7 protein-coding genes are annotated in these 12830 nt (G+C 44.3%); all 7 read left to right on the forward strand.

The annotated features are described in order from the left end of the window. On the forward strand, positions 1-590 hold a 590-nt coding region (locus QT974_RS17930), incomplete at its 5' end, for a response regulator (protein ID WP_333469792.1). Positions 591-888: 298 nt separating this feature from the next. Then, a complete protein-coding gene (locus QT974_RS17935; protein WP_333469793.1) occupies positions 889-1644 on the forward strand; it encodes a ParA family protein in 756 nt (251 codons plus the stop codon). Beyond that, positions 1641-2582 (forward strand): ParB/RepB/Spo0J family partition protein, encoded by a 942-nt coding sequence (locus tag QT974_RS17940; protein ID WP_333469794.1) that lies wholly within the window; start codon positions 1641-1643, stop codon positions 2580-2582. The genes QT974_RS17935 and QT974_RS17940 overlap by 4 nt, the downstream gene beginning before the upstream one ends. 175 nt (positions 2583-2757) lie before the next feature. Next, positions 2758-3738 carry a hypothetical protein gene (locus tag QT974_RS17945; RefSeq protein WP_333469795.1) on the forward strand — a complete coding sequence of 327 codons (981 nt, stop codon included), beginning with the start codon at positions 2758-2760 and terminating at the stop codon, positions 3736-3738. Further along, entirely contained in the window at positions 3735-4484 is a 750-nt protein-coding gene (locus tag QT974_RS17950; protein ID WP_333469796.1) for an HIRAN domain-containing protein, read from the forward strand. The genes QT974_RS17945 and QT974_RS17950 overlap by 4 nt, the downstream gene beginning before the upstream one ends. A 580-nt stretch (positions 4485-5064) precedes the next feature. Further along, on the forward strand, positions 5065-8556 hold the full coding sequence (locus tag QT974_RS17955; protein WP_333469797.1) for a hypothetical protein: 3492 nt from the start codon (positions 5065-5067) through the stop codon (positions 8554-8556). Between the two features lie 29 nt (positions 8557-8585). Then, positions 8586-12464, forward strand: coding sequence for a hypothetical protein (locus QT974_RS17960; protein ID WP_333469798.1), 3879 nt, complete (start codon positions 8586-8588; stop codon positions 12462-12464). The last annotated feature ends 366 nt before the right edge of the window (positions 12465-12830 follow it).

The raw sequence follows: 12830 nt of genomic DNA on the forward strand, positions 1-12830 counted from the left end.
CGGCAAATCGGTTGCTGCTAACTCAGATATTGAAGTCGGCTGGCTTTCTTGTGTGGTTTGCAAATAACGGAATTGAAGCTGTTAAATTGTGGCGAAAGTACAAGCCGGATTTAATTTGGATGGATTTGAGGATGCCTGTTCTAGACGGCTTTCAAGCTGCTCAAAAAATTCGAGCTCTGCCTGACGGTTCTAACACTAAGATTATTGCTTTGAGTGCTAATGCTTTTGTTAAAACCCAGGAACTTGCCATGTCGAAAGGCTTCGATGACTTTGTTGCCAAACCGTTCCGAGAGGCAGTAATTTTTGAGAAGATGGCGCTTCATTTGGGTGTTCGCTATATCTATGAAGAGGAGTCGTCTAGGAAGTCCGAACAGGATGAGCCTGTTATGCAACTGACTCCTGAGTCGCTGTCTGTGTTGCCGAGGGAGTCGATTGAGAAGCTTTATAAAGCAGCCGCTTGTGGAGACGAGCAAGCGGTAAGGCTGTTGATTGAGCGAATGGAGCTGTCGCAGAAGCAAATTGCTCTGGCTCTGACTAAATTAGTTGACAATATGAGCTTAGATATTATCAGCGATTTGACTCAACACTAGCTTTGAATGAACCCCACCCAAATCCAAGATTATGGGTATGGGCTACGCTCAACATCGGGATGATCCCGATGTTGCAAAAACACCGCTGATATCCCTCGAAAGCCCTATACTGCCGTTGTCTTTTGAGACAACTTGCTTGCATCGGGATGCTCCCCTCAACATCTCTGTTCAATGCTAACTGCGATCGCAGTTAGTTATCAGACGCGGTTCTCAAAGTTCTTTCTAGGATTAGTCTACAATAAGCCGCAGTCCACTAATATTGTTTAATCAACACGTTTCAGAGCGTGCTTAAAAATAGATGAGCAAAATTATTGCGCTGTTCAACCAGTCAGGCGGTGTCTCCAAAACCAGTTTAACAATGAATTTAGGCTACCATTTGGCGAGGCGGAAGCAAAAAGTCTTGTTAGTAGATATGGACCCCCAAGCCTCGCTTACCGCCTTCATGGGCTTGGAACCATCCGAGTTGCAGGAAACTGTCTACGAGTCCATTATGAACGGTTCCGAGCCGGCGCTCTGCAAAAACCTTCACAACATGGACTTGCTCCCTTCTAATATTAATTTGAGCGGAGCAGAGCTGGAACTGGTGGTGGCTGACATGAGAGATAGTCGGCTAAAAGAAGTCATTGACCCCCTTAGCTCGAACTATGACTTCATATTGATAGACTGCCCTCCCTCGCTCGGCATCCTATCCTATATCAGTCTAGTTGCCTCCACTCACGTCTTAATTCCGATTCAGACTGAATATAAAGCTCTCAAAGGAACCGAATTGCTGTTGCAAACCATTGCTCGCGTCAGAAAACGCGCTAATCGGAAATTGCAGATTGCAGGAGTGATTCCGACGCTGTACGATACCCGTACTGTACAGGCGTTTCAAAGTTTGCAGTCAATTACTACTTCTCTGGAGAAGATTGGTGCGATTTACCCCCCTGTGCCTCGGACTGTGGCTTTTGCCGATGCGTCACAGCAACACGTACCTCTGGCCGTGTACAATCCAAAACATCCAGCCGTCGCCGTACTCGATACTATTGCACAAGGACTCTTAGCTCTGGCATGAATCAAAAGCGCGACAGTCAGCCTTATCAAATCAAAGGGGTTGAGGCTCTATTAGGAACCAGCGACAGTGCAGATGCCGCATCCGAATTTGTCTCAATACACAAAATTGTCTTGCCCCAGCAGCAGCCACGCCGCTATTTCGAGCCGACAGCTATGCAAGAACTGGTGGAGTCAGTCAAGCAGCTAGGGATTCTGCAACCGCTCCTGGTACGCCCCATAGATGGCAACAAGTACGAATTGGTAGCGGGAGAACGGCGCTATCGAGCCGCGTCGTCGTTAGGCTTGACTGAAGTTCCTGTCGTAATTCGGGAACTGACAGACACAGAGGCTCTGCAAATTGCACTGCTGGAGAACTTGCAGCGGGAAGATTTGAATGCGATTGAGGAAACCGAGGGGATTTTGCAATTGCTGGCAATGAAATTAAACTCTACCTCCTCGTCAGTTATTGCTTTGCTCGGAGCGGCCGCGCACCCGGAACGCGGAGCTGTGGATAACGTTATCCACAGCTCGGACTGGCAAATAGTAATCGATATATTTGCACTCGTTGGGAAGTACACTCCAGAGAGTTTCCGAACCAATCGCCTCCCGTTGCTGAATCTGCCAGATGATGTGATTGGAGCGCTGCGGAAAGGACGAATTGAGTATACCAAAGCCAGAGCGATCGCCCGAGTTAAGGATAGCTCAGAGCGCTCCCAATTACTAGAGGAGGCGATCGATCTCGACCTCTCTCTGACCCAAATCAAACAGCGCATTGCCGATTTTAAAGCGATCTATACGGGGGAGGCGACGGCACCGTATAGATCGCTTAAAAGTCGCGTAGATGCAGCTTTGCAGCGAGTGAAAAAGTCTAAGGTTTGGGATGACCCCAAAAAGCAAAAGAAACTAGAGAAGCTGTTAGCTGAACTGGAAGCATTGGTGGGTGAGGGATTGGAAAATTGAAGCTGATTTTAACTAACTCGCGGGAAGTCCCGCGCTCTATCTGAAAGATGAGCGTCGGGTTAGCACAAGGTAGGGGTCATTCATGAACCCTACCGGACTTTGTGTTCTAACCGACGAAAGCGGTTGCTATATTTGTCAACTGCGAGTACGGCGAAAGAAATAGGTTTTCCAATTTATGTCTGATGAATTCCCCATCATTATTGTCACCCCTCAAGCTTACGAACTCTCTAATCAGGAAGCAATGGGGAGCAAGTATAAGTTTTGGTTTGAACACCCAGAACTCGGCCGCTGCCTGTACAAACAAGCAAGACTTGATTTAGGCGAAGATTGGGCAGAGAAAGTGGCCTCCGAATTGTGCGAATTACTGGGAATTCCTCATGCTAATTATGAACTGGCCGCCACGAGTGAGGGGAATCTCGGTGTAGTCTCTTCTTACTTTTTGCCTAACGGTGGCACCCTCGTTCATGGTAACGAACTTCTTACTCCCATCGTGCCAAATTACCCCACCTTTGCCACCTACAACCTGTCACAACATACAATTGATCTAGTGTTGAGAATTATCTCTGATGAATCTGTGAATTTACCTATTGGTTGCACAGTACCCAGTGGCATCCAAAAAGCTGTAGAGGTGTTTGTCGGCTATCTCCTGTTAGATGCGTGGATAGGCAATGGCGATCGCCACCACGAAAACTGGGGTGTCGTCCGAAATAAGGCAGTGCCTACTACATCCGAAACAGTAAATCTAGCACCCACTGCATCTGAAACAGTAAATCTAGCGTCCCCTACATCCAAAACAGCACACCTAGCACCCAGTTACGATCATGCTTCCAGTCTGGGGCGCGACCTCTCAGATGAACAAAGGCAAAAACGCTCAGTAGACGCTTATGCTAACAAATGTTTCTCAGCGTTTTATGGCAACGTTGATGACAAAAAGCCCCTCAAAACTCTTGATGTATTTGACTGCGCTGCACGTCGTTATCCGAATGCAGCGCATATATGGATTGAGCGACTTGAAAGTATCTCAAAGGCGAATCTACTAGATATTTTTAATCGAATTCCTAACACTCGTATCTCACCGATTGCAGCCGAGTTTGCCCAAAAAATTCTTGAATTCAATCAACACAGACTGCTTAACTTGAGGAAAACGCTACCGTGAAAACACACTCAACGCTTTTTTTGGCTTGGCAAGATCCAAACAGCCGTTCCTGGTTTCCCATTGGCAGGCTAACATTTGACGGAACCAACTACCAATTTACCTACACGCAAGGCGTTTTAGAAGCTCAACAGAAGTGCGGTTTTGAACCCTTGCCCTCGTTTCCGCGCTTAGGTGAAGTATATACATCAACCTACTTATTTTCCGTATTTGTTAATCGGCTGATGCCGAAAAATCGCCCCGATTACTCAAGTTTTATTCACTGGCTAAATCTGACTCAAAATGAAAGCGATCCAATTGCCATGTTAGCTCGCAGCGGTGGGCGGCGAGAAACAGATACTCTAACTGTTTTTCTCATTCCTGAACCAGATTCAGAAGGGCGGTATCGCCTTCACTTTTTCTTGCACGGACTGCGGTATTTGCCACAGGGTGCAATTGAGCGAATTAACCGCTTAGAGACAGGAGAAAAGTTGTGGTTAGCTCACGAATTTCAAAATCATTATGATTCTAAAGCCTTGACTTTAAATACAGAAGACCACTACATTGTCGGGTATTGTCCGCGATATTTGAAGAGTGAGATTTTTGAACTTCTCTTGAGGAATCCTAGTTTTGTAGAAGTGCGTGTAGAGCGAGTAAATCAACCGCCAACACCGTTTCAGTTTCGCCTGCTGTGTAATATAACTACTCAATGCTATAATGACTTCCGCCCATTTTCAAGTCATGAATATCAGCCGCTCAGCAGCTCTTAGGTACTGGAAAACCCCCGCAACTCCGAGTTAGACTCCTCTTGACCAAATTGAGCCAAACATTCATCACCGCAAGTCGCTCAGGAGCCTTTTCGCAATCCGGCCTGCTCGATCGGCGCTTTCTTCCCCAATCCGGTCTCACCGGAGTGCTACTGATGTTGACTCCCGCTCCCACGATCCATTCGTAGCAGGCTTGACCCTCAAAGAGGATAGCTCTTGGGTGCTGAAAAGCCCCTGCAAAGAGCGGGATTTACTCAGTTGCAGTTCTTTGCCCCACAATGTCCGACCTCTTTGCTATTATATGAGGGCGTTGGTTACTGACCCTGCTGTTGCTTGAGATGAGGGTAAAAGGAGAGTCGGATAGCGAGTTTGTAAACCAGTTTCGTGGGTGCTTGGGATTAAAGTGTACTCTATTCACCTGCAATCTGTTGTAACTGTAAGCTCGACACCGACCTCCAGAGATGGTTTATTTTTGCGAACATGAAATGATATTTTGAATCATTCTACTTGTATGAGAATAATTTATCCCCTTAACCAGTGAACAATCCGCAACCAGTTCTCATAAAAGAAGGAGCTAGTTCCCGTGAAAAATGAGTTAAAAGAAGACAGGAATGAACTGGCGAGGCTGGATTATAGCGACTGGCTAGCAAAAACTATTGACGAACTGAATCAAGAAACCGGAGCAGCAATATTTTGCTTAAAACAAGATATCCCTTCAGGAAGATTTAGGTTAATTATAGACATTCATTGTTTGGCTTTTCAACTCGCAAAAAATCAAGAATTAAGACCTCCATTAGAGCTAGGAGAAAAAGCCTATAAAGCGACAATAAACATGGTTGAAAAATGCCGTGAAACCTTCGGAGAAAAAATTCAAGAAATCAAAACGGCTTTATCAAATAGATTAATCGAGGCTATTAGGAAAGCCCACGCTTCGTTGCCAGATCGAGAAAGCTCAGAAGTGACAATTGATGAATTAATCGAGTCAATGCTTGTACCCCTGGCATCAATGCCAAAGCAGCCCTCCTTGTTTGCTTGGCAATTCCCTTCGATGACTGGGTTGAGTTCGCAGGATTTGACCTTGGATTATGAAGTGGAGACTCCTACAATCAGGAGTCACAAAGTAACAATAGAGATAAATAGTACAACTCGCTTCCGCGAATTTGTGGTGACTGGGCTGGAAAATTATGTTCAATTCTTGAAAATACAACAGGACTCAAATTATCCTGATTTTGTAATTAAAAACGTGAGAACGAGCCTCGATTTGCTCAAAACTAATGGTTCTAATGAATTATGCCAACTTGAAAAATTACTTAATCAGGAAACAATCGGTCGCCTGAAAAGAGAGGCGGAAGTAACTTACTTGGAATCCTTGGCAAATATAATTGGTGAAGATTGCGCTCGCGTTAGAGACTCGAAGCAAAAAAGTAAGTTAATACATCAGTTTGCCCTTAAAGGGAAACAACAGCCACGCGGAATATCACTCGACGAAGCCTCGTTTTATTTGAGGGACTACAGCCGGCGTCTTAGATCACTGGAAAAATTCATCAACGACAAAAAGAAACCAGAGGCTTATTACGAAGTAACATACCAGGGCGTACTTGTAGACATCCAAGAATTATTCTCTGGGCGGGATGCCTTCTCCGAGTTACCTCTTTTAGGCAAAATCGATGGCTGTATTGGAGAAACAGACGATCCACATCAGAGCATTACCTCAATAACTTTTGGACTCAAATTCAAGTTAAACGGGCGCGTCAGTAATCCGGTTCTTTACGATTCTTCATTTGTGTATGGGCTTGAGATGATTAAGCCGGATTCAAAGTTGCATAACATAGATTTGGACGATCTAACGCAGGAGAGGCGCAAGAAACACATTGAGAAAATAGTTAAGTTTTTCGTTCTTTATTACTTTGCATTTGCCTGTCCCAACCCTCTAGCGCCAAATTATTGTTACGAGGATGTTCTAAATTTTGATGTAATCGGGAGATTTACGGAAGAAGTATTGCCTCAGTTGAAAGAAGAAGCTCTTGACAGTGATGAGGCTAAGAAAAATTTAATGATAAAGTTTGTTGGTGAAATGAGTGAATACTTAGTTACTGACAAACTGGAAGCTGTGGTAAAGGCTCTTAAAGAATACTTAAAAAAAGAAAAACTTGGGTTTTCTGTCGAAAGAAAGGTAAATATAGGGCTGTCACGGACATTGCTTCTGTCAGACTTGAGCGAAATCAGCAATACGGGTAGATTCTTCGGGAATGAACTGTCGGAGAATCTGAAGGAATGCCTCAAGTATGTTTTCATCTCGGCACAGGTGGCAAATAAAGACGCAATCATCCAGTTTCCTGTAACGCTGACATTTGAGACGGATAACTTCTACCGCACGAGTAAGAAGCGCGAGTTCGACATGAGCTATCAAATTGGCGACATTCAAATGCTTCCCGTGTTCTATAGTTTTGCAAGTCAAGATACAAGCAAGCAATTTGCTCGCGATAAAAAGAACATCGAAATGCTCGCACCCTTATTAGGGGGGAAACGTAACCTGCCCCAAAATGCTGATGAAGCATCGGAATACATGAGTCGCCTTGTATTTCCTGGCTCACTAATAGAGTTTAAAGTGACTGAAGTACCTTTAGAAAAAGCCACAGAACGGGGGCGTTTTATATACGAGCTTACTTGGCGGACGCTTGGCTTCATAATATTAGATATTCTGACATCTCAAGCGCGAAAAAATAAAAATTTATTTGTAGGTCAGTGGCTGCTGCACCAAACAGCAGAAGCCCAAACAACGCAGCAGGAAACATTGATTCATCAAATAGTGGAGGAATGGAGTTATGTATTGAGCGACTCCTTGTTGATGAATTCTCAAGGAATAGTGATGCCGAATATTAACCGTTATAAAATTCCCAATGCCAAGTGTTCGCTCTACTCAATGTTGCCACAAGAATACAAAATTAAGAACAATAACAATAGAACCATAGAGCCATTGTTAATAGTGATGGTTTCAAGTAACAAATGCGACGCCCGTTCCTCACGTTGGGGAGAAAACTACATTGCCAACTTGACAGGTGAAGTTGTAGCAGTGGAGCCTACAAAAACAGGCTTAAAAGTGAGCATGGTGAAAACTCTGGCGGGAAATTACAGAGGAGATGAACTGCATCGCTGTCCAGCAGTGCTGCGCGACACAATTAGCGATATGTATCTCAAGGGGTTTCGTCACGTTATATACATAGCTAGCAGTCCCTTTTCTGAACACCTGCGCGTGACTGACCAACAAAATGAATTGTTTTTCATGTCGCCGGAACTCATCAAATACCTCAAGATTGCTGATGATCTGGTAATATATCCGGTTCTGTACGACAGTTACAGCGCCTTGCGGATTGATGGGGAACTGAAAGAAGAGACTTTGTACGTTCAGGACGTGCGCCAGTTGAGTAACGTATTTAATGACCCCAATCGCTCCCAGGTAGTATTTTTCAATTTGTTCACCGGAAAGGCTGTAGAGCGAGATCGTATTTTCTACAACACTGTGACAACTTATTCTACCTTGCTCAACGCCCACCCTGGCGACGTAATTGACGTGAATAAGGTAATGGACGGTCTCATCAAAGAGGGAGAACTAAAAAATAACCTCATGCTTGGGTTAACGCTCTTGCATTATTCAAAATACGAAAAAAGCCAAACTAAGGCAGAGAAATCGTTTCTCAAACTCGACCCCCTAAATGATATTATCGGCGACAATGCAATTGGCAGGTCAGCAGCAAAAAGTCGGCACTGCATCTCTTCGGTGCAAATGAATTCTATCGCATTTCTCACAGAAGTGTACAACGCATTGATAGTTCCAATTTCTGGAGATAATGCGATTAATAGCAACATTAATCTATCTCACTCTTCTCTCTTGCTTCTCGATGAAATTGAGAATTACTTAGTCGTTCGTGAAGTAAGCGATCTCGATGAACTGCCTCAAAATTATGCTGCCTGCTTGGTTGAGTCCTATTCCAATCCGATGCTTAAGGAGCGAGTTGAATCAATAATTGAGCGCCAGTGGTGGGTTATTAGCAACGGCGATATTGTCCCGTTTTAAAGGCTCTGTAAGTTTTAGAGGATCTGTAAATGGAAATAAGAGAGGCACAAGGACATCTTTTCGAGCTAGCATTTAACGCGGGAATATTGACGGCGATTCATCAAACAGGGATGAAATACGCCCACATGGGTTTATTCATTGATGATTTAAAAAAACTCAATCATCGAGGAGTCGTCAATAGCCTCGTTCAAATGAAATTGAAAGAGGGATTTATTGACGCGGAGAGTCAGCGAATATGGGCAACCTGGGGCAAGTTGTTACTCCTGCGGGGTCATCTTGGCGGTTTGGGTTTATGGCACGAACTGATGGATGCGTTCGGGTACTCCTCTAATACAAGCAGATATTGGGAATTGCTGTACGTGCAGTGCTGTCTTTCGGATGCAACCAGCATGAGAACACTGGAAAAAAACGAACATGACCGCTATTCTCAAATCCTTTCCCAGTTGGGCATTACCCCAGATAAGGTTTTCCCATACATAAATAAATACGCTACAACGGGGGAATTTTTAAAGGCGGACACATTAATGCTGATGTCGAAAGAGGGGGAGGGAGGCGGAAAAAAGGAATATCGCATCGTCTGCGTTGATTTGTCTGCATTCACCGTTGATAGCAATGACAGCAGCGAGTTGAACGAAGGGGAAAATCAGGGTGCAACTGATGAACGAGAACATTGCGATTTGTGGAATTTATCGAGTGCTTTATCAATCCTTGAGTCTCTCGGAGTGGAACTGCACCGCTTAATGTCCAAAAGTGTTTATCATCACTTAAAAATTGACACAAAGGAAGGAAGCAATCGAGAATTAATAATTGGGCGTGACATAAAGGATTACCTGACAGCTTTTTCTTATTACGACAAGGACTTTGTTAAGTTGGTGCAGGCGGCATCGTACTCCGCTAGTTTTGTCAAGTTTCTCGAATCAGAGAACAGGATACCAAAGGATGCAACTGTCCAAGTCACGGCGATCGGTTACACGACGCAGGGAATTAGCACTCTGAATGTCGGGCGGGAAGATTTCGACATCCTTGATCGTTGCGCCGACGCATATAAGTCGATGAAGAGACAGGAAAAGTCTGACACAGAGAATTCAATCGATAGTTATAAGCGGACGCTTGTTAAGATGCTCAATTTAATCAAGCGAAGTGTCGCCGATAGTTTATTGTACGCACCTGGTGGAATGGGAGTCAGCGTTGGAAACAGTGCAGCAGGAGAATATGAACTCAAGAGCGATCGCCAGGAACAGAAAGTAAAAGAATTTGTTGACTCGCTGTGCGATATGAATACCACTGCGGACAGAACCGTGTCTTTCACTGAAATAATTAGTAATTTTCACAATCCATCGGATTCTCTGGATGATTCGATTACTTCAAAATACAACCTCCCTCAGAAAATTACGCTAAGGAATGCTCATGCCCAAATAATAAAGGAACAACTGTCATCCGCCTGTCGCTATCTGTTCCTGACCGGAAATCCAGGTATTGGGAAAACAACGACAGTGGTGGATTTTCTTCGCGATCGCGTTAACGAGGGCTTCCTGCTGTTCTACGTCAGTCCGCGGCTATCGGTTAACGAAGACACAATCAATAAATTTAGAACTGAATCGCGGCGTTTGTTTGCTGATGACCTGTACTGCATTTATACAAGCCACGCTATCATTGCGGCCAATAACGGCTTGCCAACAGTCAAATATTCTTCTAATGCCGATACTAATACTTTTAATTGGTCAGGGGTAACTTTTATTGGCGTTGGAGATGAGGGAAAGCACCTCACAAGAGCGAGACAGGAAATAAGTCGTCTTTCAGGAAATTCGCTTGGCTACGATAAAAAGTCAGGGACGGGAGTGATTAGGAGCCTGTGCGATGCTGGTCACGTTCTCATCAATAAGGGCGTGAGTAAAATTGTGATTACCTGCTCTACTCAGTCCCTCCGTAAAGTGAATAAATACGGAGACTCCTTAGATAACTTTCATAGACTATTCCGTTCGGTTACAAATCAGAGTGAAGTGATTTCAGAGGAAATGATTAAATTATCTTCACGCCTGAGAAACATCATTGTTATGGTTGACGAAGTGACGGGCGATAGCGCTGGGGTTGAGTGGTTTCACGCCATGCAGAAATGGCTGGATAAAAAGCTTGAACTCTTCGATAAATCGCACGGTTTTAACACTAAACTGATTGTTGCTGACGCTTCCCTAATAGGTGTTGAAGTTGTTAAGCCGCACCTCGGTACAAGGGAAGCGGAGCCGGCTAAGATTTACTGTTCTCCTGTTGAGAATGAGCGAGAGCCACTAGAGCTTAGTTTTCAGTCGTTTACTGATGAGTCAGCACGGCGAGGAATTATTGATTCCACCATTATTAACGCCAACTCATATCCAGCAAGACTTATTGAACTCACTTACAAAGTTTTCTTCGAGACTTGTAAAATTAATGAGGATGGCTCCCTTAAAAATAAACTGGGTCAGTCAGCGCGGGACGATTCCCTAGTAACCGAAATAATCCACCACGTCTCTGAGCAAAATTCAGACCAATTACTGGTTTACATTCAGGACAAGCAACGTCTGATACAATTAATAGATTTGGTCAAAAAGAGGCTGCCTCGATTCGATAAAAATAAGGCTTATCTGGAAATACATTCCCTTTCAGATCCAGACAAGGAAAGCCGCCTTGAATGTAAAGACCAGGTTAGAGTAGTATTTATGACATCATCAGCTTCTCGCGGCATTTCCTTTCCTCATGCAAAACACATAATCGTCGAGCTACCTAGGTTTCAGATAGAAAACAACCTGATGGAAATTATTCAGACCATCTATCGAGGTCGGGGCGATTTTGCCGAGGGAAAAAATAATGATCGCGAACCTAAGAAAGTGACGGTGTACATTGTTGAAAAAGTATTCACCAATGTACCCAGCAAGCAACAAAGTCAGATCACTCGCGTCGCAAATTTGATAGGTTCCTTGCTCGTCTTGCGAACAGCGATAATGACGAGAATTACGGGTGCAGGATATCTCTGCGGACGCAACACAGCAATGATTCCCATTGGCGGAAAAGGGATGTATTCGGGGGGCGAGACCTTTAGTACCCGTATCAAGTCTCTCATGCAGCGGCTGCGGAGCCATCAACGTCTACATCCAGAAGATCGAGATGTTAAACTTGCTCTCGAACATTTGCCTTGTTTTTTTGAATCGGCGAAATTCTTTATACAGAAGTCTACTTGCTCACCCAATTCTGCTGTTTCCTACGAACAGACAAGGAAGAAAATCAGCTTACCGTCTCTATTGGAGTTAGGCGTTGATTTCTTATTTGACCAATGCTCTTGCATGGCTGACTTGTTGGAGATCGAACTCAGCCCGCAGGTTTTTTATGTGGATGGTTCACTGTTGCTCGTCCCAATGAATAATAACACGGTGACATCTCTTTACAGGTTCGACCCTTATTCCCAAGTCAGTAAATACGCGACACCAGAATTCATAAATGCTTTGGAAAATATTATGCGAAAAAATTACCCCGAAGATATAAAAAATGAAATTTACTTCGCTCTTGATTTTATCCAAAACCTGAAGCAAAATGAGGAGACTACGCAGCAACTTAGCGACTCTAGCAATTTCAGCGATCAGTATTTCGCTGTCCCCCTACATTTCTTAGTCGCTGATGAAACTCTCCGACGCTCATTTACAGAAGAGAGTGAAAACTCGCCTGTGAGCCACAGGTTTCGTATGTTACTGGAGCGTTATGTCAAGGCTTTGTACCCTGCTACTGATTTTCTCCCCATCGGCAATGGCTTCGTTGATTTTCCTTGGGTGATTTTTAAAAGTTATGACTTGGCGCAGATTCGTCGGGGTTTGTTCAGAGCAAACTACTTTCTTAACTCTCGCTCCCTGAATTTACTCAATCTTATTTTGTTCAGGGGGTGACAAGCGCCTTCTGAATTTTAGTCTAACTGCTTTGCTGCATTACCTGCAACCGTCGCTCGTTGACTTGCCCCGCATCCCTTCTATCAGCTTGCCTGCTAATAACGCAGTTATGCACTGCTGTAACTGGTAAAGGTTCAGCCAGTCGCACCCAACTAATCTTAGAGTGTGAGACGAGAGTTAACAGTTTCGGTAAGTTTCCCCATAGTCTTGTATTCGATTATTATCCGAACATATAAATCTAAACTTAGCGCACTAAACTAGCCAGCAGCCCCGACGCTTCCCGCTGCAAGCTCTGCCGATTGTCATCGTAGCAATTAAGGACGTTCGAGCTGGTATGGCGGCTCAACTTCTGCGCCATTCGCGTAT

Source organism: Microcoleus sp. BM001215392 (genome assembly GCF_036700185.1).
Taxonomy (GTDB): Bacteria; Cyanobacteriota; Cyanobacteriia; order Cyanobacteriales; family Microcoleaceae; genus Microcoleus.

Bases quoted from the DNA above. Each gene is read 5' to 3' on its own strand.
- QT974_RS17935 (WP_333469793.1), top strand. From the start codon at position 889: ATGAGCAAAATTATTGCGCTGTTCAACCAGTCAGGCGGTGTCTCCAAA.
- QT974_RS17940 (WP_333469794.1), top strand. From the start codon at position 1,641: ATGAATCAAAAGCGCGACAGTCAGCCTTATCAAATCAAAGGGGTTGAG.
- QT974_RS17945 (WP_333469795.1), top strand. From the start codon at position 2,758: ATGTCTGATGAATTCCCCATCATTATTGTCACCCCTCAAGCTTACGAA.
- QT974_RS17960 (WP_333469798.1), top strand. From the start codon at position 8,586: ATGGAAATAAGAGAGGCACAAGGACATCTTTTCGAGCTAGCATTTAAC.